The 26,963-nt window shown below is 45.1% G+C and carries 24 protein-coding genes, 1 other RNA gene and 1 pseudogene; 9 read left to right on the top strand and 17 right to left on the bottom strand.

All coding sequences use genetic code 11. The annotated features are described in order from the left end of the window. Positions 1–5 precede the first annotated feature (5 nt). Positions 6–1,238: an L-2-hydroxyglutarate oxidase gene (gene lhgO, locus MTO69_RS10115; RefSeq protein ID WP_248328887.1), complete on the top strand. Its 1,233-nt coding sequence runs from the start codon at positions 6–8 to the stop codon at positions 1,236–1,238. A 114-nt stretch (positions 1,239–1,352) separates the two neighbouring features. Here lhgO and MTO69_RS10110 read toward each other — a convergent pair whose 3' ends face one another. Both MTO69_RS10110 and MTO69_RS10105 read right to left on the bottom strand, forming a co-directional pair. Beyond that, positions 1,353–1,781, bottom strand: coding sequence for a VOC family protein (locus MTO69_RS10110; protein WP_248328885.1), 429 nt, complete (start codon positions 1,779–1,781; stop codon positions 1,353–1,355). Positions 1,782–1,906: 125 nt separating this feature from the next. Next, the gene (locus MTO69_RS10105) at positions 1,907–3,517 is read right to left on the bottom strand and encodes a BCCT family transporter (protein ID WP_248328883.1); all 1,611 of its coding nucleotides are present in this window, start codon (positions 3,515–3,517) and stop codon (positions 1,907–1,909) included. A 342-nt stretch (positions 3,518–3,859) separates the two neighbouring features. Here MTO69_RS10105 and MTO69_RS10100 point away from each other — a divergent pair, with 342 nt between their 5' ends. Continuing rightward, positions 3,860–5,554: a class I SAM-dependent methyltransferase gene (locus MTO69_RS10100; protein WP_248328881.1), complete on the top strand. Its 1,695-nt coding sequence runs from the start codon at positions 3,860–3,862 to the stop codon at positions 5,552–5,554. A 313-nt stretch (positions 5,555–5,867) separates the two neighbouring features. Here the strand turns inward: MTO69_RS10100 and MTO69_RS10095 are convergent, their stop codons facing one another. Further along, positions 5,868–6,308, bottom strand: a complete 441-nt coding sequence (locus MTO69_RS10095; RefSeq protein WP_248328879.1) for a hypothetical protein — start codon at positions 6,306–6,308, stop codon at positions 5,868–5,870. Positions 6,309–6,526: 218 nt separating this feature from the next. Here MTO69_RS10095 and MTO69_RS10090 point away from each other — a divergent pair, with 218 nt between their 5' ends. Continuing rightward, on the top strand, positions 6,527–7,489 hold the full coding sequence (locus tag MTO69_RS10090; RefSeq protein WP_248328877.1) for an Mbeg1-like protein: 963 nt from the start codon (positions 6,527–6,529) through the stop codon (positions 7,487–7,489). Between the two features lie 182 nt (positions 7,490–7,671). Here the strand turns inward: MTO69_RS10090 and MTO69_RS10085 are convergent, their stop codons facing one another. Together MTO69_RS10085 and MTO69_RS10080 are read right to left on the bottom strand one after the other, a co-directional pair. Beyond that, positions 7,672–8,418 carry a hypothetical protein gene (locus MTO69_RS10085; RefSeq protein ID WP_248328875.1) on the bottom strand — a complete coding sequence of 249 codons (747 nt, stop codon included), beginning with the start codon at positions 8,416–8,418 and terminating at the stop codon, positions 7,672–7,674. Positions 8,419–8,528: 110 nt separating this feature from the next. Continuing rightward, positions 8,529–9,125 (bottom strand): annotated as a pseudogene (locus MTO69_RS10080) (tyrosine-type recombinase/integrase). A 109-nt stretch (positions 9,126–9,234) separates the two neighbouring features. On the opposite strand from MTO69_RS10080, the gene MTO69_RS10075 reads away from it, so the two are divergent. Genes MTO69_RS10075 through MTO69_RS10060 form a run of 4 tightly spaced genes read left to right on the top strand, consistent with a single transcriptional unit; the run spans position 9,235 to position 16,333 of the window. Next, entirely contained in the window at positions 9,235–10,938 is a 1,704-nt protein-coding gene (locus tag MTO69_RS10075) for a type I restriction-modification system subunit M (protein ID WP_248328873.1), read from the top strand. Continuing rightward, positions 10,928–12,160 carry a restriction endonuclease subunit S gene (locus tag MTO69_RS10070; protein ID WP_248328871.1) on the top strand — a complete coding sequence of 411 codons (1,233 nt, stop codon included), beginning with the start codon at positions 10,928–10,930 and terminating at the stop codon, positions 12,158–12,160. Before MTO69_RS10075 ends, MTO69_RS10070 begins: the two co-directional genes overlap by 11 nt. Beyond that, on the top strand, positions 12,160–13,089 hold the full coding sequence (locus tag MTO69_RS10065; RefSeq protein ID WP_248328869.1) for a COG2958 family protein: 930 nt from the start codon (positions 12,160–12,162) through the stop codon (positions 13,087–13,089). Before MTO69_RS10070 ends, MTO69_RS10065 begins: the two co-directional genes overlap by 1 nt. Before the next feature lie 16 nt (positions 13,090–13,105). Next, a complete protein-coding gene (locus MTO69_RS10060) occupies positions 13,106–16,333 on the top strand; it encodes a type I restriction endonuclease subunit R (RefSeq protein WP_248328867.1) in 3,228 nt (1,075 codons plus the stop codon). Between the two features lie 121 nt (positions 16,334–16,454). Here the strand turns inward: MTO69_RS10060 and MTO69_RS10055 are convergent, their stop codons facing one another. The 9 genes from MTO69_RS10055 to smpB all read right to left on the bottom strand — a co-directional run bounded on the left by MTO69_RS10055 (position 16,455) and on the right by smpB (position 23,111). Next, positions 16,455–17,084, bottom strand: coding sequence for a hypothetical protein (locus tag MTO69_RS10055; protein ID WP_248328865.1), 630 nt, complete (start codon positions 17,082–17,084; stop codon positions 16,455–16,457). 125 nt (positions 17,085–17,209) lie between these two features. After that, entirely contained in the window at positions 17,210–18,289 is a 1,080-nt protein-coding gene (locus MTO69_RS10050) for a helicase RepA family protein (RefSeq protein WP_248328863.1), read from the bottom strand. Then, positions 18,273–19,169, bottom strand: a complete 897-nt coding sequence (locus MTO69_RS10045; protein WP_248328861.1) for a toprim domain-containing protein — start codon at positions 19,167–19,169, stop codon at positions 18,273–18,275. Before MTO69_RS10045 ends, MTO69_RS10050 begins: the two co-directional genes overlap by 17 nt. Next, on the bottom strand, positions 19,154–19,585 hold the full coding sequence (locus MTO69_RS10040) for a hypothetical protein (RefSeq protein WP_248328859.1): 432 nt from the start codon (positions 19,583–19,585) through the stop codon (positions 19,154–19,156). The genes MTO69_RS10045 and MTO69_RS10040 overlap by 16 nt, the downstream gene beginning before the upstream one ends. Positions 19,586–19,587: 2 nt before the next feature. Next, positions 19,588–19,830, bottom strand: a complete 243-nt coding sequence (locus MTO69_RS10035; RefSeq protein ID WP_248328857.1) for a helix-turn-helix transcriptional regulator — start codon at positions 19,828–19,830, stop codon at positions 19,588–19,590. Between the two features lie 97 nt (positions 19,831–19,927). Beyond that, entirely contained in the window at positions 19,928–20,770 is an 843-nt protein-coding gene (locus MTO69_RS10030) for a hypothetical protein (RefSeq protein WP_248328855.1), read from the bottom strand. Further along, the gene (locus tag MTO69_RS10025; RefSeq protein WP_248328853.1) at positions 20,760–21,986 is read right to left on the bottom strand and encodes an integrase domain-containing protein; all 1,227 of its coding nucleotides are present in this window, start codon (positions 21,984–21,986) and stop codon (positions 20,760–20,762) included. The genes MTO69_RS10030 and MTO69_RS10025 overlap by 11 nt, the downstream gene beginning before the upstream one ends. 205 nt (positions 21,987–22,191) lie before the next feature. Beyond that, positions 22,192–22,558: a transfer-messenger RNA gene (gene ssrA / locus MTO69_RS10020) on the bottom strand. Positions 22,559–22,625: 67 nt separating this feature from the next. Then, a complete protein-coding gene (gene smpB, locus MTO69_RS10015) occupies positions 22,626–23,111 on the bottom strand; it encodes an SsrA-binding protein SmpB (RefSeq protein ID WP_038205832.1) in 486 nt (161 codons plus the stop codon). Between the two features lie 117 nt (positions 23,112–23,228). On the opposite strand from smpB, the gene MTO69_RS10010 reads away from it, so the two are divergent. Both MTO69_RS10010 and MTO69_RS10005 read left to right on the top strand, forming a co-directional pair. After that, positions 23,229–23,672 (top strand): SRPBCC family protein, encoded by a 444-nt coding sequence (locus MTO69_RS10010; RefSeq protein ID WP_248328851.1) that lies wholly within the window; start codon positions 23,229–23,231, stop codon positions 23,670–23,672. After that, positions 23,662–24,015: an RnfH family protein gene (locus tag MTO69_RS10005; RefSeq protein WP_248328849.1), complete on the top strand. Its 354-nt coding sequence runs from the start codon at positions 23,662–23,664 to the stop codon at positions 24,013–24,015. The genes MTO69_RS10010 and MTO69_RS10005 overlap by 11 nt, the downstream gene beginning before the upstream one ends. A 189-nt stretch (positions 24,016–24,204) precedes the next feature. On the opposite strand, the gene MTO69_RS10000 is transcribed toward MTO69_RS10005, so the two are convergent. The 3 genes from MTO69_RS10000 to recN form a co-directional block, all read right to left on the bottom strand. Continuing rightward, a complete protein-coding gene (locus MTO69_RS10000) occupies positions 24,205–24,480 on the bottom strand; it encodes a hypothetical protein (RefSeq protein WP_248328846.1) in 276 nt (91 codons plus the stop codon). Then, positions 24,464–24,823 (bottom strand): outer membrane protein assembly factor BamE, encoded by a 360-nt coding sequence (gene bamE, locus MTO69_RS09995; RefSeq protein ID WP_248328844.1) that lies wholly within the window; start codon positions 24,821–24,823, stop codon positions 24,464–24,466. The genes MTO69_RS10000 and bamE overlap by 17 nt, the downstream gene beginning before the upstream one ends. Positions 24,824–24,995: 172 nt before the next feature. Continuing rightward, positions 24,996–26,660, bottom strand: a complete 1,665-nt coding sequence (gene recN, locus MTO69_RS09990) for a DNA repair protein RecN (protein ID WP_248328842.1) — start codon at positions 26,658–26,660, stop codon at positions 24,996–24,998. Between the last annotated feature and the right edge of the window lie 303 nt (positions 26,661–26,963).

The following is a 26,963-nucleotide window of genomic DNA, read 5'->3' as shown; positions in this document are numbered from 1 at the left end:
CTAAGTTGAACAATATGTACGATTACATCATCGTGGGTGGGGGAATTGTCGGGATCTCCACGGCATGGCAACTTAAAGTGCGTCAGCCGCAGGCATCCGTATTGGTGGTTGAAAAAGAGCCTCAGCTTGCGGCTCATCAAACCGGACATAACAGTGGCGTTATTCATGCCGGGGTTTATTATGCGCCCGGCAGCCTAAAAGCCGAGTTTTGCCGACAGGGCGCCCAGGCGACGATGGCGTTTTGTCAGCAGCATAATATTGCGCTGGATAACTGTGGCAAGTTGCTGGTCGCCACCACACCTTTAGAGCTCGAGCGGATGGAGGCACTATATCAGCGCTGTAAGGCCAATGGTCTAGAGGTCGAGCGGTTAGACCAAAACCAGCTTAAGCAGCGTGAGCCGAATGTGGTGGGGCTTGGTGCGCTGTTTGTGTCGACCACCAGTATCGTAGACTACCGTCAAGTGACCCAAGCAATGGCGCAAGAATACCAAACGGCAGGCGGTGAGCTGGCGCTATCTTGTCAAGTGACGGCGATAACTGAACGGCGCGATTGGGTAGAGGTGACTGTCAATGGAGCGCAGGGTGTCAGGCGCTATCGGTCGCGGTTTCTGATCACCTGCTCTGGGTTGATGGCCGATCGCATGGTCAAGATGATGGGGCTCGAGTGTAATTTTCAAATCATTCCTTACCGCGGTGAGTACTATCGCTTGCCCAGTAAGTACAATCAGATTGTTAATCACCTCATCTATCCCATCCCAGACCCGGATTTACCTTTTTTGGGTGTGCATTTAACCAAGATGATCGATGGTTCGGTAACGGTCGGCCCGAATGCGGTGCAAGGGTTTAAGCGAGAAGGCTATGGGCGGCTGAACCTTAACTGGCGCGACGTGTGGGAGATGCTAACATTTAGTGGTTTTTGGAAAGTGACCGCTAAGCACTTTAAAACTGGATTGAGCGAGACGAAAGACTCTTGGTGGAAAGCTGGGTATTTAAAGCGGGTCAACAAGTATTGCCCAATGATAAAGCTTGAAGACTTACAACCTTATCCTGCCGGTATCCGCGCTCAGGCGGTGTTGCGTGATGGCACCTTAGTGCATGACTTTTTATTTGCTCAAAGCCGGCGTAGCCTCCACGTGTGCAATGCACCATCACCGGCAGCAACGTCAGCGATTCCTATCGGTGGCTACATCTGCGATAAAGTCGCCAATAAACACGGCGAGTTAGCGAAATCCAAATAGCCCGTTAGCTAAACTGTTGTGTTGATCATTTGGCGCACACCACAGGCAACCTTGGTGTTTGATAGTGGCCGTTGCCTGCCCAATTTGCCTTGAGATTTACAGATAGGTGAAAGCCTAGCGCTCGAATCTGACGTGTGGTTTGAGTTCGACCACGTTGCCTTCGGGGTCTTCTAAGTAGACAGAGCGACCAAAGCCTTGCGCGCCGTAACGTTTGGCAAACTCTGAAGTGGTCACATTATGTTGCTTGAGGTAATCAAGCAGCTCGTGTTCGTCAAAGTCTTCAATCTGCAAACAGAAATGATCGACATTGCGCCCATCCTGTTGGGGCGCTTTACCACCAAGTTTGCCCAATTCACTGTCTACCGGAACAATATCAATCAACGCGCTGCCTGCGCGGCATTGAACCAAGCCAATGTCTTCTTTTTCACGCTCAATAGGGCAGCCAAGAATATCGCGATAGAAATGCAGCATGGCGTCAAGTTGAGTGGTGCGAACCACGACATGGTCAAGTGCTACCACTTGAATAGGATTTCGCTGAGTCATCTTTGCTCCTTAACTGAAACTGTAACCATAGTATACGCATCAGTTTTTGCGAGGATCGGCAGTGCAGACGAGCAGACAAAAAAATGAGCGCACAGGGCGCTCATTATATGGATTACTTTCAATGGCTAACTAGTCGCAACGCTTTGGCTTGTCGTGCTTTGATAGGCTGGCAGCTCTGAGCGCAGACCTTTAATCAAGCTCACACACATCACCAGTAGCACTAAGGTAAACGGTAGACCTGTGGCGACCACACCCGACTGCAATGCTTGCAGTGCTTCTTTACCACCAATCCACAGCATTACTGCGGCGATAGAGCCCTCGATACATGCCCAGAAAATACGTTGTGGTACGGGCGCATCAATCTTACCGCCAGCGGTAATACTGTCGATGACCAGTGAACCTGAATCCGATGAGGTGATGAAAAACACCAAAATCAAACCAATAGACAGTACTGAAATAATTGAGCTGTACGGCAGCGCATCGTAAACGTGGAATAGCGTGAGCGAGATGTCGGTCAGGCCATTGGCGCCGAGCTCGCCTACTTTGTTTACCACTTGATCAAGGGCGATACCACCGAACACAGACATCCAAATCAGGGTAACGACTGTTGGAATCACAATCACCGCAAAAATAAACTCTCGTACGGTGCGACCTTTGGAAACACGCGCGATGAACATACCAACAAATGGCGACCAAGAGACCCACCAAGCCCAGTAGAACACTGTCCAGCCATGCATCCACGCCGTATCTTCACGGCCATGAGGGTTACTCAGAGGCAAAATGTTTTGCACATAGGCCAGCGTGCTATCCCAAATAGAGGTAAACGCGATGTCGAAATTGATCAGAATGACAAACGCCAGCAGCGCAAATGCAATCACCATGTTGACGTTACTCAGGAGCTTAACGCCACCATCAATACCACGGATCACCGACAGTACGGCAATCAAGGTAACAAAAGTAATAACCACCATCTGCATACCGATGCCGCCGTCTAGACCAAACACGTGGTTGATCCCGCTGGTGGCTTGTTGAGCACCTAGGCCAAGTGAGGTGGCCAAACCAAATAAGGTCGATAGCACCGCCAAAATATCAATCACGTGGCCAAGCCATCCCCAGGCACGGTCACCAAACAGAGGATAAAACGCTGAACGCAGCGAAAGCGGCAAACCCTTATTAAAGGCAAAGAACGCAAGAGATAGAGCAACAATGGCATAAATCGCCCAGCCGTGGATACCCCAATGGAACATGGTCGCACCCATGGCCAAGGACTTGGCCTCTGCACTATAAGGTTCGGCATTAAGAGGCATACCCCACCAGTCAGTAAAGTAGGCGGTCGGTTCGGCGACACTCCAAAACAGCAGGCCAATACCCATACCAGCGGCAAACAGCATAGACAGCCATGAGAGGGTCGAGTGCTCCGCTTTGGCCTCTTTACCACCAATACGAATTTTCCCCAGCGGAGATAGCAGCAAGCCAATCGCAAAAAGAATGAAAAAGTTTGTCGACCACATGAAGAAGAGGTCAAAGTCAGCGATGATGCTATTTCGGAGCCCGTTTAGCGCGTCGCGAGCGGTAGCGGGATCGACAACAAGAAGAGAAAGAAGACAAAGAATCACAAGACCAGCACTAATCCCAAACACTGGATTGTGGATATCGAAACCCCACTTCTGCACGTTGTCTTGGCCAACCTGATAATCAGTCGTTTCGATACTATATTTTTTTAATGCATTTTCCATAAATACAAAGTAAACGTTTTTATTCTGTGTTGTTCTCTAACAAGAAAAACACTAAAAGCGCCCTCCAATAATTTGAGTTCAAATGAAATTTTGTGACGCAAGTATAACTATTTCGCCATTTTTCTGCAAATTTTACTTATTTTGTCGATTTTGATACTGGTTTTCGTTTTGGAGTCTAAAGGTTTGAGGTGTAATTGGTGGGGCAAGGAAAATAAGTGGAGTTGAGCACTTATTTGCGCTCTATCATAGGCTTAGTGATATTTGGCTGAAAACTACTGCTATATTTGTTATCGTCCAATTGCATATCTAACCGATTGATTTTCATCTTGTGCTGAGACTCTTATGTCCGACTCTTCTTCCATCTACCACTGTCACGCTACACGCTTAGCCGAACAGTACAATCAATTGGACTTTCCATCCGCTCATGACAGTTGGAAGGCGCATTGGCCGATGAAAGGGGATAGAGTTCTCGATATCGGCGCTGGCTCGGGCAGAGATGCAAAGTGGATGGCTGAGCAAGGCTGCGAGGTTTTTGCGGTAGAGCCCGCCGAAGCTATGCGTCATTTGGGCCGAGAAAACACCAAAGACAGAGTGAGTTGGCTTAATGATACGCTCCCGTCACTCAATCGGGTTGTCTCACTTGGGCTCAGATTCGATGTTATTCTTGTCAGCGCTGTTTGGATGCACATTCCCCCAAGTTCACGTCAACGGGCTTTTCGAAAACTATCTAATCTACTCAAAACTAATGGGCGTCTTATCATCACCTTGCGCCATGGAGAGTTTGAAGATGGCCGACAGGCGTATCCTGTATCGGTTGAAGAAATTCAGCAACTGGCTAAAAATAGCGCGTTGCTGGTCAACCATATCTCTCAGAGTGACGATAGCCTAAAAAGGGATGGGGTCAGTTGGCAGACAATGGTCATGAGCTTGCCTGATGATGGCTCCGGGGATCTCAATAAAATCCGACATATCATCGTGAATGATCGTAAATCGGCGACCTACAAATTAGCACTGTTAAGGACTTTGTTGCGGATCGCGGATGCGCACCCAGGCGCGGTGATAGACAGAAGTGATGCTCGAGTCGCGATACCACTTGGTCTTGTGGGGTTGTATTGGGTTAGGCAATTCAAACGTTTGATAGATAAAGAGCAGATTCAGCAAAACTCCAATCCGTCGCGGGGGTTGAGCTTTATCAAGCCTGATGGCTGGGGGCAGATGAGTCATTTAGCACCAGAAGATCTGTCTATTGGCAGTCTGTTTTTTGCTGAGGAGGCTCAAGCGCTGCAACGTACACTGCGCGATGCTATCAGTACCATTACTCAAAATCCGGTCAAGTTTACTTATATCGGTAGCAAAGAGAATCGAGTCTTTACGGTTTCTCGCAAAGCGAAAAGAATGCAGCCTACGGTGCAACTGGATATGGCATTTCTGTCCAGTTTTGGTGAGTTCGTGCTTGATGAAAGTCTTTGGGAGTGCATGCGATTGTATCACTCATGGATTGAGCCACTGGTTGTCAATCAGTGGGTGCTTGAGATGCAGAGTTATGTGCTCAATCAGCAAAGAAACCTGTCACTTCAAACCTATCACAACAGCCTCGCTTGGATAGATAGAGAGCATGATACTCGTCCTATTAGGCAGCGTATCGATAGCTTATTGGCAAACGATCATCACTTACACAGTGTTTGGAGTGGAGCAAAACTCAGCAAAAACATCCATGTCGATCACTGTTTGCCCTTCACCTACTGGCCAAACAATGACTATTGGAACTTATTGCCAACGACTCAAAAAGAAAATCTGCAAAAGAGTAGCCGAGTCCCTTCTTCTAGAAAGCTAACGAGTTCGAAACAGCGTATTGTTGAGTGGTGGAAACTGGCGTGGTTGAGTGAGCCAGAGTATAAACAACGATTTTTCACACAAGCTGCGTTCTCACTTCCCAACATCTCTCGCCACACTGAAGATTGCGAAGAAGTGTTTGAAGCAATGGGGTTCCAAGTCAGGGGCCTAAAAAGCCGTTTGCTGATCAATGAATGGGAATAGAACAGTTTGAACAAAAAAGGCGCTAACTCCAAAGAGTTAGCGCCTTTCCAAACGTTTGGTGGGCTGGCGGGGTTTGAATTGAAGCTTTAAGTTTTTGTAATAAAATGGCTTTCTTGATCTTATTTTTCTGTTTGGGTAACGGTTTGGGTAAAAAGGAAATACGCTGAATATCCAAGTTTCCGAATTACTTGTTGAATATTGATGCATGAGTAAAAATCATACAAAAAGACTGTTGCTATGTAGGGCATGTCGATAAACACGCCTTTGCACTTCTAAACGAGTGTTTAGCTAATGGACAAAAGCGAGTTTTAGCTCACCGTGTTCGACAGAGCTTGAACTGATAGCCTTTCTCAACCGATCCATTGAGTTCCTTCACTATCCACAAGTGGCTGTCATAACCAGCTTTAACACCTCCTTTGGTAGTTCCAAATTTAGTGCCTTTTACCAGTATCACATAGCATTCGATAGACCGAGACATTGCATCAGTTACAGCTTCAAATAATTCTTTGGAATGGCTGACACTTAGAGGTTCATGGCCAAGTTCTTTGGTCATTGCTGGAACTCTTTTGAAAAACGTCCCTGCCTTGTGGCTGTATTTGTTGTTTTCAGGATCTATATGGTCTGTTTCCGCAGAAAACACATAGGTTTCATCGGTTTGAGCGACCCAAGAATATTGATCACGTTGAGTAGCACCAAGGCACTGGTACGCTGTCTTTAAGCCTTTAACCCAATTTAACTGTTTTGACGGTTCCATTTGCGACTACCAATACGTAATGTTGATTATGATTTCATAGTACGGATATCTAATAGGAGTGGTCAATTAGAAGAGAGACAGAAGCTCGTTAGGGTCAATGTTCTAAAATGCCCAATATAGGTACAGGCTACCATGTTTTTTGTGACAAGGTGCATATCAGGTCAACGTTGCTTCTCCTAACCTTTTAGATTGGCTCATATTAAACGGAGTGAGTGCAGATGTTGAAGACATTGGTAACTATTGCAGTAGCATTGTCTGTGACCAGTTGTAGTTTGTTTCCAACTAACTGGGGAAAAGAGGAAGGATATGTATGGTGTAACGCGCGTTATTTGGACTTAACATCACCAGACTATCAGAAATCTAACACTATAAATGCTGACAAAGATAAACGGTTAAGGCTCGCCTATGAAGGATATATTTATGCGTTATTAGGAGCAGTAGTTCTGCAAAAGGAGGAAAAAAGTGAAGATAAACATTTTAACTTACCTTCTTACATAGAAATTGACTCCTCAGTTGATGAAAGCTCTGGCTTTCAAGCTACCGCTTTTAGGGTGTACGAAGAGTCCAATAGGACTCAGCTTAAGGAAGTGGTCGTAGCATTTCGTGGCACCGATCAATTTTGGAAGGATTATAGTGGACACAACTTACATCCTGCTCCCAAACAGTACAAACCAGCTCAAGACTACACCTTAAAAATTGCTGATAAATACAAAGGAACGAAGTTGGTCGTTACTGGTTACTCACTTGGTGGTGGTCTGGCAATGAATGTGCTACGTAACGACAGAACCTCTTCCAAGGTAACTCAGGCTTGGGCGTTTAACTCGAGTCCGAGAGCGGGGGAAAAAGTACAAGTCGACTCACGGTTATACTTGATTTCTGCAAAAGGTGAAATATTGAATCTCCCACGTAGAATTTTGCAGGAAGGGCCTAGTTCACTAGGTGCCTTAGATGAGAATTTTTCTGATGACTACGATCTAGTCGATGCTAGTAGTGCTTATTTACACAGTCGATGGGTACTAGCAAGGCAGATGCTGATTTTCGCTGATATGGTGTATTACGAACAGTCTGGAAGACAAGATAATTATACTTCCCCACCGTTAGAGATCTTGAAATTAGCTAATACCGCCAGAGGCTGTAGTGGAAAATACAGAGATTTCTTAGTTGAAAACGGCAGGTTATAGATACGAGCACTACTATTTTTCCTGAATCTAAGCAGCGGAGTTTGATGACCCAATTACTGTATGATGTAGGCTTGTATGGTGTGATGGAGCTTCGCTATTTCTGGGATAAGAGCAACTTAGTATAAATAGTCTAATTAGTTCTGTCCCGATATGCAGAAGTGAGCCGCGATTTTACTAGGGAATTACTTCATTACACCGTCTATAAGTAGCTTTCGTCCGACATCACCAACAACGAAGTTGTTGATAAATGAAGAATAATTTTTAATAGGCTTGAGTCCGTATCTAGGGTTTTCCTCTATTAGTTTTACCGCACCATCATAACTGTCAGGCATTACCGTGATAGTGTGGAATGACATTGATGGCTGCATATGTCTATTTACGCCGATCGATAACTCAATCAAAAAAACGAAGCCGTCTGCGTGAGCAACTAATTGGTTCGACTTTCTATCTGAATCAGATATGAAAGCTAGACACTGTTGAATGATTGGCACGACTATCGTGTTTAAGTATCGACTAGCGTTAACGTAATGTTTGATGGTCGGTTTCTTCCTAAGGATTAAACGTTCAAGACCATGCTTGGAAAGAGAAAAAAAGATGCATCGACGATAGATACCTGAAGGCAAATCCAGATCCATATCGAAGCCCAATTTGTCGTATTCCATATTTTCGTCATTTTTATCGATAGATAACGTTGCTCTAGATATCGGAGCCCAACCTCCGTACAGCAACTCCCACTTAGAGGTTTCTGACCTGTTTTCAGACACGACTAGGTGAGTAGGATCTTTCTTAAAGAACTTGATAGCCTCTCGGATTTTCTTTCTTCTTGGAAAATGGTCTATCCCCAAAGGCTCAATTTTATGAGTGTGGAACTCTCTGATAATCTTAGTAGCCAAGCCTTTTGCCAAAGTTTCGTTAATCGAGGTTTCCATACTTTCCTGAATTAATTGGTGAAGTAATATTCGTTTGGCTCAAGGCATTTATTGTCCAATCCAATCCCGACTAAGTGGTTCTCATGTTCAGGGCATTGCATAGTGACTCCTTAAGTCTCACAACTCTCCGAAATCCTTAGCGCATCTTCAATCTCAACACCAAGGTATTCAATAGTACTTTCTAACTTAGCATGTCCAAGAAGTAACTGGATAGCACGTAAGTTCTTGGTTTTGGAGTAGATCAAAGAATCCTTGGTGCGACGTAGCGAATGTGTGCCGTACTGAGATTTATCTAAACCGATATCCGTTACCCATCTGTTAACCATAGTCGTGTAGTAATGGTAAGAGATTGGTTGCCCTTCACGGCGTGGACTTGGGAAGACGTAGTCGGTTTGTGTCAGACCATTAAGGATAATCCATTGAGACAAGGTTTGTTGGGTCTTAGGCGTGATCTCGAAGTGCACTTCTTGATGGGTTTTCTGTTGCTTCACAATAGCTCGTGACATCACGCAGCCACTGTGGCTTACGTCTTGTACCTTTAGGTTACGCAAGTCACACGCTCTGAGTTTGCTATCTATGGCAAGGTTGAAAAGCGCTAACTCGAACAGTCGTTCTTCAAGCTCCAACCGAATTCGAATTCGTCAAATGTCTTCCAATTTAAACGCTTTCTTCTGCCCAACTCTTTTACCTTTATTCCAAGCAGCCATAATGTGCTCCTTACTTCATAAAAATCACTGTTAAGTAAGGAAGAACTCAAGGAAATTTGCGTAGTTACTGGTATCATAAGGCCAACTTTTCGAACTCAAGAAACCCGTAATGAACGAACAAGAACAACTATTCCTCAAAGAGCTGGAAAGCAAGCTCTGGACAGCCGCAGACAAACTCCGTGCGTCACTCGATGCCTCTCAATACAAACATGCGGTGCTTGGCTTAATTTTCGTTAAATACGTGTCTGACGCCTTCATGTTGCGCCAAGAAGAACTAAAACAAGACTTTGCTAACCCTGACCACGAGTATTTCTTCGATCCTGAGGGTTACACGGCTGAAGAGCTTGAACAAGAAATCGCGATTGAGCTGGAACAGCGCGATTACTACAAAGAGAAAAACGTGTTTTGGTTGCCTACTGAATCTCGTTGGAAGTTCCTGCAAGGCAATGGCCCGATGGTCATTGGCGGTGCCGATTTGGTTATTGATGGTAAGACGAAGAAAATTACGTCTGTTGGTCACCTGATTGATAATGCATTGGAGGGGATTGAGCGCGACAACCAGAAGCTCAAAGGTGTCCTCAACAAGCACTACGCATCGCTAAAAATTGATCAGGCAAAACTGAATGAACTGATTAACCTAATTGCGACCATCCCATTCAATCATAAATCGCTTAATAGCAAAGATATTCTTGGTCATATTTACGAATACTTCTTAGGCCAGTTTGCGCTTGCTGAAGGTAAGAAAGGCGGTCAGTTCTACACGCCAGCATCAATCGTTTCGCTGATTGTTGAGATGATTGAACCGTTTGAAGGCCGTGTGTATGACCCAGCGATGGGTTCCGGTGGTTTCTTTGTACAATCAGAGAGATTTATTGAGCGCCGCGCGAACCAAAAAGAGATTGACCCGTTAACGCAAAAGCAACGAATCTCGATTTACGGTCAGGAATACAACTACACCACATGGCAGCTTGCTGCGATGAACATGGCAATCCGTGGATTGGATTATGACTTTGGTAAGGAGCCTGCCAGCACCTATACCAACGACCAACACCCTGATTTACGAGCTGACTTCATCATGGCTAACCCACCTTTCAACATGAAAGAGTGGAATACAGGTGTCGATGATAATGATCCACGCTGGGTATACGGCACACCTCCTTCAGGTAACGCTAACTTTGCTTGGATGCAGCATATGCTTTACCACCTTGCACCTGATGGCTCACAAGCCTTGTTACTTGCCAATGGTTCGATGAGTTCGACCACTAACAACGAAGGCGAAATTCGTGCTGCGCTGGTCGAGAACGATTTAGTGGAGTGTATGGTTGCGCTTCCGGGACAACTGTTTACCAACACGCAGATTCCGGCCTGTATCTGGTTCTTAACCAAAAACAAAAAAGCTCGTACCGATAAATCAGGTCGTAAGCTGCGTGATCGCAAAGGTGAAGTGTTATTTATTGATGCGCGCAACCTTGGCTATATGAAAGACCGCGTTCTGCGTGATTTCACTCGTGATGACATTCAGAAAGTCGCAGACCTTTACCATGCATGGAAAACTGGCGCGGAAGTAAATGGTATCGCTTATGAAGACCAAGCAGGCTTCTGCAAATCAGCAACTTTGGAAGAGATTAAGAAACACGATTTTGTGCTCACTCCGGGACGTTATGTTGGCGCTGCTGAAGAGCTAGACGATGGTGTTCCATTTGGTGAGAAGATGGCAGCGCTAACGGCTAAGTTGAGTGAGCAATTTGCAGAATCCGCAACGCTAGAAGCTGAGATCAAGAAGAACCTAGCGGGGTTAGGTTATGAGCTTTGAAAAAACACCACTGAATGAGTTTATTACCTTACAAAGAGGGTTTGATCTTCCTAAGGGAGATAGAGCTGAGGGTACAGTTCCTGTTATCGCTTCTACAGGTATTGGGGGATACCACAATACAGCCAAAGTCGATGCTCCCGGAGTAGTAATTGGCCGAAGCGGAAGTATTGGTGGCGGTCAATACATTCAGGAACCATTTTGGCCTTTGAATACTACTCTTTGGGTCAAAGACTTCAAAGGACATGATCCTCGTTATATTTATTATTTAATGCGTAGTATTGATTTTACAAAATTTAATGTTGGCTCTGGTGTTCCTACACTAAATCGCAATCATTTAAGCTCATTATTGGTAAACGAACTAGGTATCGACAGAGAGAAAGCTATTTCCAAGCAGTTAGGTGACCTTGATGACAAGATAGCGCTCAATACACAAACCAACCAAACCCTAGAACAAATGGCACAGGCTATCTTCAAGTCATGGTTTGTCGATTTCGACCCCGTAAAAGCCAAGATGAATGGCGAACAACCAAAGGGAATGGATGAAGCGACTGCCTCGCTATTCCCAGAAAAGCTCGTTGAGTCTGAGTTGGGTTTGATTCCTGATGGGTGGGAAGTAACTAAGCTATCTAAGGTCATCGATTTATTGAATGGATTTGCATTCAAGAGTCCAGACTACGTAAAAGAAGGTACGTTCGTACTCAGAACTAAAAACTTTGATTCATCCAACTCGGTCGAGCGGTTAGGTGACGATGTTTACCTTCCTGATGAGTTCCTTGAAAGTCATAAAAAGTATCTCTGTGAAGCGTATGATTATCACGTTGTAATGGTTGCAGCGAGTATTGGCAAAACAGCTATGATCTATCCTCATCAACTGCCAGCGTTGCGTAATCAGAACATGTGGTGTTTTAGACCTAAAGATGAAAGCTTGCGTTTCTACACCAAATATATGGTGGATGGATTGGTGAAACTTAATATGGGGTTAGCGTCTGGCAGCGCGAGAGCATTCTTCAAAAAAGGCGACTTCAACTCGTATGAATTTGCACTTCCATCAAGTGAGCTACTGAATAAATTTAACGATGTTGTGGGTAATTTAGTTAAGCAAAAAGGCTCTCTTCTTAATCAAAATGTACAGCTTGCAGCTATGCGTGACACGCTACTTCCTAAATTGCTTTCCGGCGAAATCGAGTTAGGACAAGCTCAAGAATTAGCAGAGGTCGAATAATGGCAACCCGAGTAGAAATGATTATCGAAACGCTCAAGGCGAACCCCGACAAGAAGTTTACTGCTCGGGATTTAGCCAAAGAATTTGTGCTTCGATATCCAGAAGAAATCGCTGAGAAGCAAGCAAACCCGCGATACAACACCGAAGAAAAGCTTATCGCCCAGCTCGCGGCAGAAATTGGTGGGGAACGTACTGAAAGAGCGAAAATCGTTTGTCCTAATGTCGCCACTCGTGACAAACCAAGACCTCGGGTTTATTACTGGGAGCAGAAGCCTACATCTGCTCATCAGGAAGATGATCTTAGCGATGCAGTTGAATCAGACATCGATACGCCTCTGGTGCCGCAAAGCTTAAGCGAGAACGATCTCTACCCAATGTTGATTGAGTACCTCAGTAAGGATCTGGGTCTTTACTGTCAGCGCATTGACGAGCGTAAATCTAAAAACTCTCATGGAAACGGTGGCAATCACTGGTTACATCCTGATGTGGTGGCGTTAGAGCCGCTCGACCAAGGTTGGGATGAAATTGTGAGAAGCTGTGTGCGTAGTGGGAATCACAGCTCGGTTCGACTTTGGTCTTTTGAAGTGAAGAAACATCTTACCAAAAGCAATGTACGAAAATACTTTTTCCAAGCCGTATCGAATTCGAGTTGGGCCAATTTCGGCTATCTTGTTGCCACGGGCTTAAATAGCGACGTTGAAGGTGAGCTGCAAATGTTGTCGAGCTTGCACGGGATTGGCGTTCTGATTCTGGATACTGAATCTTTGTTTGATAGCCAAATACTCATTCCAGCTCAAGAGAGAGTCAACGTGGATTGGCAATCTGCAAACCGAATCGTCTCTGAAAATAGGGATTTCCACCATTACATTGAGCAAGTTGGCATTTATAACCAAACTGGACGGTTGATTAAGAGCGCATGGAATAAATAATAAGGATAAAGGCTTAATGATTACTGAAGACCAACTAGAACAACAATGCCTCGATTGGTTTAAAGAGCTAGGCTACCAATACCAAAATGGCTATGACATCGCACCAGATGGTGATACGCCTGAACGTGAAAACTATCAGCAAGTCACGCTACAGGCGCGTTTAGTGTCGGCATTGGAAACCTTAAACCCTAATGTACCTTGTGACACCTTAATTGAAGTAGCGAAAATCGTTGCCACGCCGCAAACGCCTGTACTGATTAAAAACAACAAACTATTTCACCAATATTTAATCGAGGGTGTGCCCGTTGAATACTCTGTGATGGAGCATGAACAATGGGTAACCAAGCATACCCATGTTCGATTAATTGATTTTGAGAACCATGAGAATAACGAATTCTTAGTGGTCAATCAGTTCACCATCACGGGCACCAAAGTCAATCGTAGACCAGATGTAATTGTCTTTATCAATGGCTTGCCTTTGGCAGTGATAGAGCTGAAAAACCCCGCTGATGATCATGCCGATATTTGGAATGCTTACAATCAAATCCAAACGTACAAAGAAGAAATCGCTGATCTCTTTGTGTTCAATGAAGCGCTGGTCATTTCTGATGGCTGGACGGCGCGAGTCGGCTCGTTAACGGCTAATAAAGAGCGCTTTTTGCCATGGAAAACCATCGAGGACGAAGGCGATAAGCCGTTACTCGAATTCCAACTAGAGACCATGGTGCGTGGCTTCTTTAAGCCTGAACTGTTGCTCGATTACATTCGTTACTTTGTGTTGTTCGAAAATGATGGCGACAAGATCATCAAAAAAATCGCAGGTTATCACCAATTCCATGCCGTCCGAGCTGCTGTTAAGGCAACCGTCACGGCTGCCACAACGTCCGACCAAATTACTGAGCCACGGGCAAATTACGCCAATACCGTGGTGCCCGGAAGTAAAAAAGCGGGCGTGGTTTGGCATACTCAGGGAAGTGGAAAAAGCATTTCGATGGTCTGTTACGCAAGTAAATTGCTGCAACAACCAGAAATGAATAACCCAACCTTAGTAGTGGTTACCGACCGTAATGACCTAGACGGCCAGCTATTCAATACCTTCACCATGGCGCAAGAAACGTTGAAGCAAATCCCTCAGCAGGCTGAAGATCGTGATTCATTACGCGATTTACTTCTTAATCGTCAGTCCGGTGGCATCATCTTCACAACCGTACAGAAGTTTGCTTTACTCGACGAAGAAATGGCACATCCGGTTCTTTCTGAGCGCTCGAATATCGTGGTGGTGTCAGATGAAGCCCACCGCAGTCAGTATGGCAATAAAGCTCGTCTTGTTGATGTCAAAGACGATAATGGCAATGTGATTGATCAGCGTTATGTCTATGGTTACTCAAAGTATATGCGTGACGCGCTACCAAATGCGGCCTTTATTGGTTTTACGGGTACACCGATATCACTAGATGACAAAGATACTCGCGGTGTCTTCGGTGATTATGTTTCTATCTACGATATTCAAGACGCGGTCGATGACGGCGCGACAGTGCCGATTTACTACGAATCCCGCTTAGCCAAGCTCGATATTAATCAAGATGAAATCGAAGCGCTTAACGATCAGGTCGAAGAGGAAATTGGCGAAGACGAAGAAACGGAAAGTCGCGAGAAAATAAAATCACAGTGGTCAGCTCTCGAAAAACTCGTTGGTGCGGAGCCAAGAATCCAGCAGGTTGCCCAAGATCTGGTTGAGCACTTTACCACTCGCTGTGAAACCTTTCCGGGTAAGGCAATGATTGTTGCCATGAGTCGCGAGATTTGTGTGGATTTATACGACGCCATTGTGTCTATCAAACCCGAATGGCATAGCGAAGATCCAAACAAAGGTGCAATTAAAATTGTCATGACAGGCAGTGCCGCCGACAAAGCCAAAATGCAGCCTCATATTCATGATAAGAAGACCAAGAAGCTGTTCGAGAAACGCTATAAAGACGCCAGTGATGAACTGCAATTGGTAATTGTCCGTGATATGTGGCTAACAGGTTTTGATGCGCCTTGTTGTCATACCATGTATATCGACAAGCCAATGAAAGGCCATAATCTGATGCAGGCGATAGCGCGTGTGAATCGTGTGTTTAAAGATAAGCCCGGAGGTTTGGTTGTTGACTATATTGGTATTGCCAATGAGCTTAAAAACGCACTTAAGACCTATACCAACAGTCAAGGGAAAGGTCAGCCTACAGTCGACACCGCTGAAGCTTTAGCTGTCTTCATGGAAAAAATAGACGTGATTCGCGGAATGTTTGCGACTCCCGTTGATGGTGAAGTATTAAACTATCGTCCAGATTTTGAAACCAAACCACTGCAACTTCTTCCGGGAGCCGTGAATCATATATCTGGTCTCTCACACCGCAACAGCAAAGGCGAAGAAGTTCGTGATGGAAAACGCCGTTTTCTTGATGTCATGGCAGCGCTTATGAAAGCCTTCTCTCTGTGTAATACCTTGGATGAAGTGGACGGCTATAAGAGCGAAATTGCGTTTTATGGAGCGATAAAGACTGCTTTCTTAAAACACTCGACAGTTGATAAAAAGCGCAGTGATGAATTGCGTAATTCTGCTTTGCGCCAAATCCTAAACAATGCAATTGTGGCAGATGGAGTCGATGACATCTTCAAAACCGTTGGCTTAGATAAACCCAATATTGGCTTGCTCTCTGAAGAGTTCTTAGAAGACGTTAAGAACATGAAAGAGAAGAACCTCGCCGTTGAGCTGCTTGAGAAGCTGCTGCGTGATGAAGTCAAAGCTCGTATGAAAAATGATGTGGTGCAAGAGAAGAAATACTCCGATCGAATTTTAGAGTCTTTGCGTAAATACCATAACCGTAGTATCGAAACCGCACAGGTAATTGAAGAGCTAATCCAGTGGGCGAAAGAGATGCAAGCCGACGCTGAAATGATGGATAAGCTCAACCTGTCTACTGATGAAATTGCGTTTTACCGTGCACTAGTCACCAATGAAGCCTCTGTGCGAACCCTAGGCGACGATAACCTACGCCAACTAGCCATTGAACTCACTCACCAACTGCGTAAGTCCGCTACTGTAGATTGGCAGAAACGTGAGAGTGTGCGTGCACGGATGCGCAACCTTGTACGTCGTCTACTGCGTCGATGGAAATATCCACCAGATGCGGCTGAAGAGGCGATTAAGCTGGTTCTCGAACAAGCTGAGGCAATGGCTGACGGGTGGTATTCAAGCTGACTTGGTATGTACAAATGGAAACTCCATTACAAGTATAAGCTCATGTCTGGAACTGCTCTTCATCAAGGCTTTGCCTAGGGAAATCTTGATGAAGAGACCCGGTTGCTTTCCGATATGTCACCTACCATTCAATATGATAGGTAACTTTGTTGTCCATGTTGGAAAGTGCTTTGCGCTGTTCTATAGAGATATGAGTTAGCTCTGTTTGAGCTTCATCTTTTAATAAACTGACCTTATCACGAGATAGTTTTGATCTTGTAGAGTGTAATGACTCAATCCTCGCAATAGTACGATCTTCGGCATCTACTAGTTTGAGTAGTATCTCTGCATACTGAACCCTAAGCTCATGAGAATCGATGTCCTCTAGCGTCTCTTCGAGCTGATTTCTTGATTTAATTATGGATACTAGCCGTGTTCTACTAACCAATAGTTCTTCATCAATCGATTTGGCTTCTAGAGCTATTCTGAGGTCATCCTCAACCAGGAGTTCAGCATAAGCCCCATGCTTTCGAGCTCTTTGGTTGCCTTTTTTAAATGAACGTCGGTTCGCTTTTTGTGGTTGTGGTTCGATCACATTTTGCCGTTTCGTTTTTGTAGTTGCAGGGCAGCCTGCTTGCACCTGTCTAGCCTTGATGTGCTTACGTGCATTTTGATAGTTTATTCCTTGTGCTGAACACCATGCTTTTAGGTTAATTCCACTCTCCTGGAAAGCCACCTTATATTCTTGTCTATGCATTTCCCAATCGGCCATAGATTCATCTTCCCTTTTAGTTCCAAGGACTTAATGAGTGCGTAAAAAAGCACTCGTCATGAAATTTACGCGAGTATGGCTCTTCATCAGGTTTTGCCTAGGGAAAACCCTGATGAAGAGCTGCCTCAGCGATGTGAAACACACACGTACTGGCCATCGACCTCTCTTATGTGTTCGTTCTCAACCAGTAATTGTAAATCTCTCGAAAAATTAGATACTTTCATGCCCATGACCTTGAGATCATCCCGAATCAAATCTTTTGTTGTGCACTCGCTCTTGCACTGTCTTGAACGAATGGATTGCCAAATAGCAGTTTGAGTTTTGGATTTTATCTCGCTGGACGTATCTACATTCGGTGGCGGAGCAAACTGCTCTGGCACCACTACCAATGAATAGACGGATTTGCCTGACTCTTGGGTAAATACATGTTGTGGCTTAAGACTATATGCGCGTTCTGGAAGGGGTTCGTCATCCTTCATTTTTTCACATTTTAGTATTAAGGTGGGTTCCCCTTCACTTGAGCTATCTGGTCTCGTGACTTTGTATTCAAAATCACAAGCAGCCCTGAGTGCTGAGCTACCACGTGCTGCATTCGCTTCATTTTTACCACTGTGATGAACTACCAACACCGTAACCCCTTTGTTTGCTTTGAGAGTGTCACAACCCGCCACAAAGTAGTTCATGTCTTTAGTGCTATTTTCATCAGCACCATTGAAGCAGCGAGCCAAGGTGTCGAATACCACCAGCTCGATTTTAGTGGAACATTTTTTTTCAATATCTTCGATAGTGGCTTCAAGCATTTGTTCTGAGTGGATGCTTGATATATGAACAGGCTCGTTTACGACGAAGAAGTTATCGAGTTTCCGCCCGTTAAGATAGGCTTTCTCGAATGCTTTTACTCTGCGTGGAGCGCCGATCCCACCCTCTGCAACAACATAAAGAACCCCCGAGCGTTTGGTTTTTTTTCCGTCCCAATCCATCCCCGATGAAATATGAGCGCACCAGCTCATGACTAGAAAGGACTTGTAAGAGCCACTGGGTCCATAAACCACACCAAAAGATTTAGCAGGGAGGATGCCTTCGAGTAAGTAATCTAACTCGACGTTGTAGCCTTCCGTACCGTATTGCCAAGAAAACGGCTTTACACTGATACCGCTACTAGGAGGTTGTGAAACTAGTTCAACTACGTTAATCGGTTCTGACATGCTCTCTACTCCCAGAAACAGTTAGATAATAATCGTTCCAATCGGTCAACCCCAGTTTCTTATCGCTGGCGTCAAACGGAGGGAAGGACACATTAACGTTGTACTTCATAGCGGCTTCAATCGCGGCATGCTTTCCCGGATTTTTCCCAGTTTTTTGTTCGGTTAGCCAATCATCATCACCAGCAATGATGACTTGAGTTGAAGGAAATAATGAAACGATAGTTTTAGTCACTGAATCCAAATTGTTTGCAGTTAATGCAGCAGCAACTGCAATGTTACGGTTATTCATATGTAAGCTGAGTGCTGTAGCAACACCTTCACACACGTAAATGGCTCTACAGGAGTCCACATTACTTAATCCGTAGGAATAACAGAATCCCTTGATTCTCCCACCCGGAAGAAATCGTTTATGTCCTTTATAATCAATGAGTTGTAGATTTCCTATCCTTGCTTGCTCTTTGGAAAGTTCAAAAACTGGTATGGCTAACTTTCCTGCAGAACACAAAATATTGGGGTAGGGGACTAAACCTTTTGCGTCTAGATAAGGGTGCTTGTCTACTTTAAGGCTTTGTTTATAGATTTGTTGTGCATCAATGGCTGCATTGTGCTGTTTTCTCCTGATTTCTTGCTTTTTTAGCTCAATTTCACGTGTGATTTTAAACTGTATTTCTGGTGAATAGGGGGTTGCTCTTGAGCTTAAAACCGTTTTTGTATTAGACTCCCAGTCGCCAAAGACGATGAGTTCATTATTGATAGCCGTGTACCAGCCGTTGAGACTGTTAGGTTTAGATACCGTTGGGACACGGTGGATTTCACCGTCTAGGTTTAGGTGCTTCACTTCTAAGCCTGCTGATCGCATAGCTTCTAGCATGTCGAACATTTGCAGCCTCCTAACATTGATGGACGCAATCTCTGCCTACTTTGACCTTGTAGCTGTTCTATGCGTTTTGATAGGAGTTCAATAGCAATTGTCTCTTTTAAGTAGTTCGATGGATCATCGTAAGCAGATAGCTTCTGTGCAATCCAGTTGTCATCCATAGGTAGGCGCTGATTTAGATAGAGGTGAGCGATTAGTTGGACTCCATCTTCATTAAGCATTAGGTAGATGTCATCCGGATCGACAAAAAAGTGGCTGTAGTCAGGTGTCGGTAAGTATTGCCCATACTTATCCTTATGCAGGACCTTTAAATCAACGAGTTCACCAATTACTAAAGACTTCGATGCTAAACCAGGTAATTGGCCAAGGTAGTCGTAGAGAATGACGGCTGTTGATGTATTTCCCAAACTAGAGGTCATATTTAGCCCTCCCCGTTGCGTTTCTTTAGGAGGTCTTGTACTACAGCGACTATATCTTGCTGCTGCATTCTGGCGATGATGATGGCATCAACCTCGTGCTCTAGGAACCCAACCGCACGTGCGCCAAGTGAAATTGGTGTAACGAATGTACCGTTATTGATGTGACGGTGAAGTGTGGCGTGGCTTATGCCGAGGCGTTTCAGTACTTCTGGTTTGCGAATAAAGCGAGAATCGATAGGTAACATAATGTCTCCTTTTATTTATAAAAAATTCAGGAGACATAATTGCGTGTCAGTCGGGATAAAAAATTAGGGTAGCCGCGCTAGCCCATAAGATTATATGTTAAAGCCCTGAAAAATAAGCGGATTTAAATTTGGTTTTTTTCCATCGTTTGGTCTTTTCGTTGTATTCATAAAGCTTATCGAAATTGTAGATAAAAGCACTTAACGTTTTGTCATCCATAGTTGAACCACTTTTTTGGCCTTCCGGATCAAACCCTTCTTCAGTAAACGCACGTGATAGTTCTCTCTTTAGCTCTGCTTTGAACCATCCGTTTCGTTGGTGCCGACCATGCTGCATGTTATTTGCTTTATGTTTTTTCATTATCTGAATAATAAGCTTCAATACAGGCTTGTATTTTCGGGGCATGCTTGCATTGTTAGTCTGTTGTTCACGGTACTTTCCCCCTGCCAAGGTATTGTTCTGAACTAGCGCTGCGAATGCGTCCAACAGATAGTTAGTGTACTCCCATTGAAAGGCGCTAGAGTTTGCGTCTTGCTCGTAGCTGCTATCTTCTATAATACATGCTCTTAGAAAGAAAATTGCTTTTGCTAAGTTTTGTGAAATCAAGCATTTCTCGTGAACCGAGTACCAGTATAGGAACGCCTCTAAGACAAGTTCAGGCTCGGCGGGATGTACAGGACGATGCAGGTGAAATAGCTCGGTAGGAAGATCTAGGAGGGTTAGTATATTACATATGTTGCCCCAGTGACGGACGATATTTTCCTTGTTTCTGAAAGCATGCTCTAATGAGGTTACGTGTTTTGGCGTATCTAATGATAACTGAATTAATGCAGGCAAGAGGTCTGCGTCAGGATCATCGAATACATCTAACTCTAACAGTCCATTTAACCCTGTTTCTGTAATGGCTACTTCACGCCTTAAGCCTTTTATATTAGAGAACATTTAGTTTACCTGTTGACTTCTTTGATGCTTTCTCGATGGTTTGGCTCCACCAGTCCATTACTTCGCGTCGACGCTCTAAGAAATCACTCCGATTGTAAGCTCGCCGCACCTCGTTCTTATCAACGTGAGCCAAAGCGGACTCAATCAGATCTGGTTCAAATCCTTTTTCATTGAGCGCAGTACTACCGATAGAACGCAAACCATGTGCGACAAGCTTGTTCTTATATCCCATTCGCTTTAATGCGGCGTTTGCTGTTTGACTGCCAATAGAGCGTTTTGGGTCTCGGTCTCCAGGAAATACATATTCTCTGTGACCAGAATACGGCTTCATGCGCTCGAGTATCTCAAGCACCTGTGGGGTTAGTGGTACTCGGTGCTCTCTCTTTTTTTTCTTCATGCGTTCTGCTGGGATTATCCAGAGGTTTTGAGAGAAATCGAATTCAGCCCATCGAGCGCCTGCTGCTTCGTTTGGCCGAACCAAAGTATGAAGTTCGAACTCAATGAGGCAGCGTGTAGCGAGCTTGATACTAGCGAATGATAAAGTCTCCATAAGCTCCGGTAGAGCAGATGGTGGGATGGACTTCATATTTTTCTTTTTGGGGGCCTTGAACGCTGCTTTGATACCACTTAAAGGGTTACTGTGTACCAAACCTGTATTAACACCATAAGTCATCACCTCGTTTGCCCTTTGTACTACGCGTCGAACGCTCTCTAACGAGCCCTTGGCCTCCAAAGGTCGTAGTGTATTAATTACCATAGGAGCCGTGATTTCAGATATGTGGGTATCAGCTAATTCATGGAATATATGGAGTTCCAGTGAGCGCCATATATCATTTGCATAGTCAGGGCTTACTTCGCTTTTCTTTACCTCAAACCAATCACGAGCAACGTTGATAAATGTATGGTGTCGAAGTGAATGAGCTTCTTCTAGCTTGGCTTCACGGTGAGCTTTAGGATCGATACCTTGTGCCACCAGCTCTTTAAACTCGATGGTTTTCTTTCGAGCATTAGCTAGAGAAAGGTTGGGGTAGGTACCAAGAGAGAGGCGCGCAGGTTTGTTCGTAACTGGGTTCTTGTATAGCAAACGCCAAGATTTAGTGCCATTGGGCATGATTCTAAGTTGCAGACCATTGCCGTCGGATAGTATACGTTCTTTCCCTGAGCTTTTTTCCGCTCTGATAGCGGTGTCCGTCAACCGGGTTGTTGTTCTCGCCATTCTAGAGTCCCTTTGCAGTTACGCTCTTTGGGGGCTTCCTATTTACCCAAAGACTTATTACCCAATAACTGTAGGGTAATGTATTGGGTAAAATAAATGCAAGATGGCACGAGATGCAGTGAAATTTAATGATAAGAAAAACTTTTGTATGCAATTGATTTGGATACAAAAACGGGACATCCTGAGATGTCCCGTTCCAAACGTTTGGTGGAGCTGGCGGGAGTTGAACCCGCGTCCAAGAACCATTCATCATTGGTACTACATGCTTAGTCGATCTTTAATTTCACCAGTGACCTGCGAACCGACACGCCAGCCAAAGGCTATCCTGAATTAAAATTCGCCGTTCATCTCTCAGGCGGGAGAATCCGGGCTAGCGCGTTTGGGTTTGATCCCTCGTTGGTCCCCGTCTTACGTGCGGAAGCTAGGGCGAGAGAGCTCTGAGCAGGTTATTAAGCTGCTAGTGCGTAGTTTTCGTCGTTTGCGACTATTTTTTTGCGGCTTTTTACGTGGCCAACCGCCCCACGGCATGCACCTCAGACTGCAAAATTCCTGTCGAATCCTAAATCAGCCCCAAAGTGTTCCTCGCATAGTACCAGAAAAGTGTAACCTGTCTAGCCTTGCGCGTTTAAGTGTTCAATATTAACGCAGCGAGCTTTTCATCACGCGTGCTTTCTCACGAGCCCAATCTTTTTCTTTAAGATCAGTACGTTTGTCGTGAAGTTTTTTACCTTTCGCCACCCCAATCTTCATCTTAACCCAAGAGCGAGACCAGTAGAGTGACAGAGCGGCTAACGTCATGCCTTCGCGGTTAATGCGCCCAAGTAAGTTGTCGAGTTCTCGGCGACTTAAAAGGAGTTTACGAACGCGCGTTGGGTTGGCCACAACGTGGGTGGATGCTTGGTTTAATGGAGTAATAGTCATGCCACTGACAAAGGCTTCTCCGTCTCGCATAAAGACGTAGCTCTCTGCGATATTGGCTTTGCCTTGACGAAGTGACTTAACTTCCCAGCCTTGAAGCTCCATGCCTGCTTCGATTTCATCGTCGATGAAATACTCATGGCGAGCTTTCTTATTGACAGCGATGGTATTGCTACCCGCTTTTTGTTTCGATTTTTTCTTTGCCATAATCGCTGCATTATACGGATAGGATGTAAGTTAGGAAATCCCTTTATTTGCGCTGAGTGCAAATAAAAGTAAAATTGCCTCATGCTTGAAGTTCAAGCGGTATCACGAGGAGTCCATATGAAGCAAGTTAGCCGTTCTGCATTGGTGTCATTTAGTGCCGAGCAGATGTTCAATCTAGTGAACGATGTTGCCAGTTATCCGGAGTTTCTGCCCGGTTGCTCAGGTTCACGTGTGATTGAGTCTAGCTCTAACGCTATGGTTGCTTCTGTTGATGTGGCTAAAGCAGGGATTAGCAAAACGTTTACCACGGCGAACGAGCTAATTAATGGTGAAGCCATCATGATGAACTTAGTTGATGGCCCGTTCAAAACGCTGAGGGGCGGGTGGTTTTTTACTCCGCTTGATGAGCAAGCCTGCAAAGTCGAACTGAAACTAGAGTTTGAGTTTTCCAGCAAAATGATTGAAATGGCATTTGGTAAGGTGTTTAACGAGCTCACCAACAATATGGTCAATGCGTTTACCAAACGAGCTAAACAGGTGTATTCAGTTTATGAGTATTGAGTCGGATATGATTCATGTCGAGGTGGTCTATGCTCTGCCTCATGAGCAACGTGTGTTTACGTTGGTCGTTAACAAAGAGATGACGGTTGAAGAGATTATCGCCCAATCTGGTGTGCTTGAGCTCTACCCTGAAATCGACCTAAGTAAGAACAAGGTTGGGGTGTTTAGCCGCAATGTTAAGCTCGATGCGACGGTCAATGATAGGGACCGCATCGAAATCTACCGCCCGCTGCTGGCCGACCCGAAAGAGATCCGTCGTAAGCGTGCCGAGCAAGCGAAAGCGTCAGGCAATGCAGATCCTGTTACTGGCGGTAAAAAGAACCCACTGAGGAAGGAAGGGTAGGGCTACGAGCTGTTAGGCCGATTTGCTTCGAGTTCGGGCTGCGCCCTGCGAGAATCTAGCACACTTCGATCCGAGAACGGACTTCGTCCTTCGAGAGTCTAGTGGTTAAATAATCGAATTTCCTGGCATCACTGGTTCTAATTGGAAGCTAATTCTTTGAATTTAAAAGAAAAGGGTTGACAAGCACTGTCAACCCTTAAGATTTTCTCGCTTCTCGCTTCTCGCTTCTCGCTTCTCGCTTCTCGCTTCTCGCTTCTCGCTTCTCGCTTCTCGCTTCTCGCTTCTCGCTTCTCGCTTCTCGCTTCTCGCTTCTCGCTTCTCGCTTCTCGCTTCTCGCTTCTCGCTTCTCGCTTCTCGCTTCTCGCTTCTCGCTTCTCGCTTCTCGCTTCTCGCTTCTCGCTTCTCGCTTCTCGCTTCTCGCTTCTCGCTTCTCGCTTCTCGCTTCTCGCTAGTTGATACTCTCAAAGAAGTCGCTGCTTGGTGGAAAGTCACCGCTGACATTGACCAACTGACCTTCATCGTTGAAATCAACAATTAGGTTCTTCTGTACCGAGTCGTTGTGACCTTCTGTTTTATGGTAGATGTAGTACCAAGTATCTGGATAGCCATTCTCGACTAGCATAGGTGAGCCCATTACGTAGCGAACTTGCTCTTTGGTCATACCAAATTTGAGTTTTTCGACGGCACTTTGCTCGACATAGTTGCCTTGGTTTATATCAATGCGATAAACCAGTTTTTCTAGGAGAGAGCAGCCTGTCAGCATTGTCATTGCGAGTGGTACTGCGATAAGCCACTTTTTAAATTGCATACTTAAATTCTTTGTAACGGATAATGATCAAACTCAGCCGATAATAAACAAGCTAGGCGCTAAAGTAAAAAGCTGAAAGCCTTTTGAATTGTTTCTGACCGTGATTTTTGAATTTGGTTGCAAAGTAGAGCCAAAATTCTACAAGAAACGGAACTTTGGCTCTGAAGTGTGGCTAGGCGGCGATCAGTAATTCTTTAGCGTTGGCGATGGTAGAGTCGGTGATTTCGCTACCGCCCAACAAGCGAGCAAGTTCAGTCACGCGTTGTTCATCGTCGAGTCGCTGCATCTGAGTTTCAGTTTTACCCGCTTTGGTCTTCTTGGCGACAAACAGTTGTTGGTGGCCGCAGCCGGCAACTTGCGGTAAGTGTGTCACACACAGTACTTGAGTCGACTCACCAAGCTTACGCAGCATTTTTCCAACCACCGCTGCCGTAGGGCCGCTAATACCCACATCAACTTCATCGAAAATCAGGCTAGGGGTATCCACTTTTTGGGCTGTAATTACCTGAATAGCGAGCGAGATTCGTGAAAGCTCACCACCAGAGGCAACTTTGGCGATAGGCTGCATTGGCTGACCAGGGTTAGTCGAGACCACAAAGCAGACTGTATCCATACCGAGTGGCGATGGATGATTACCTTCATTTGATACCTCAATACGGAATTGTGCCTTCTCCATGCTGAGCTCATGCATACTCGCTGTAATCAATTTATTGAGCTCTTTAGCATAGCGCAGGCGAGACTTGCGCAGCTTTTCTGCCGCAGCCAAAAAGTCTTGGTACTTGGTTTCCACTTCTTGCTCAAGCGCTTCGACACGTTCGTCAGAACAGTCTAGCTGCTCGATTTGTGCAAGCAGATCTTGATGGTGCTGATAGAGTTCCTCTGGCATCACGTGATGTTTTCTGGCAATCGACATCACTTTAGAGAAGCGTTCTTCCACATAAGCCATACGTGCAGGATCGACATCAATATTATCGAGGTAGTTACGCAACTCGCTGTTGGCTTCTTCAAGTTGAATAATGGCTTCCGCGACCATGTTAGGTAACTCGGCGAGCTTGTCGTCCAACTCTGCAAGTTGAATCAAGGAGTGATTGGCCGATTGCAAAATACCAAGCGCATTAACTTCTTCACCTTCATAGATAAGCTCAATGGCTTGCTGACAGGTACTGGCAAGCTCACCGCTGTTGGAAAGGCGTTTGTGTTCTTGTTCGAGTTGTTCATATTCATCCTCGCCAAGAGAGAGTTCATTAAGCTCTTTGATCTGATATTCGAGCAACTGCTTTTGTGCCAAGTTGGCGGCACTGTTCTCTTTAAGTTGCTTGAGGTGATTATCGGCTTGACGCCAAGTTTGGTAAGCATTACGCGTACCTTTGAGTAAGTTGGCGTGGCCTGCATATTGATCGAGCATTGCCATCTGGTACTCATTTTTCATCAACTGATGATGAGCATGTTGACCATGAATGTTAATCAGCAATTGCCCAAGGGCTTTGAGTTGCGAAAGTGGCACAGGGCTGCCGTTGATAAAGGCACGCGAACGACCCTCTTTGCTAATAATGCGTCGCAGAATACAGTCACTGCCATCGAGCAGGTCGTTATCTTCAAGCCAGCGTGTCGCGTTGATATTGTTCTCAAGGGAAAAAGCCGCACTCACCTCGGTTTTTTCTTCGCCCTGTCTAACCATGCTGGCTTCGGCGCGCCCGCCTAAACAGAGCCCAAGCGCATCAATGGCGATAGATTTACCGGCACCGGTTTCGCCAGTGATGGTTGTCATTCCTTTGGATAGCTCTAGCTGTAGAGACTTAACAATTGCAAAATTATTAACACTTAGATGAGCCAGCATTTCTCTTACCTGTTTAAATGAACAATACTGTATAAGAAAACAGTATATACTGTTTCTTTATACAGTAAAGTTACAGGTGAGAAAAAATGTGAGCGAGCGCGGAGTTCGTCCTGCGAGAATTTAGAACGCTATGCTTCGAGAACGGGCTGCGCCCTCCGAGTTTATAGACCGGACTTCGTCCTTCGAGAGTAGCTTGTGAAGAGCAAGTCGAAAGTTGCAGGCAGTGTTGGCTAAGATTTGAGTTTAATTATCTGAATTTAAGAGAAAAGACTTGACGTATACGGTCAAGCCTTACAATATTTT

Origin of the sequence: Vibrio sinaloensis (genome assembly GCF_023195835.1) — a bacterium.
GTDB lineage: Bacteria > Pseudomonadota > Gammaproteobacteria > Enterobacterales > Vibrionaceae > Vibrio > Vibrio sinaloensis_C.
The sequence above is the reverse complement of the archived record's forward strand: the minus strand, read 5'-3'. Positions and strand labels throughout refer to the sequence as shown.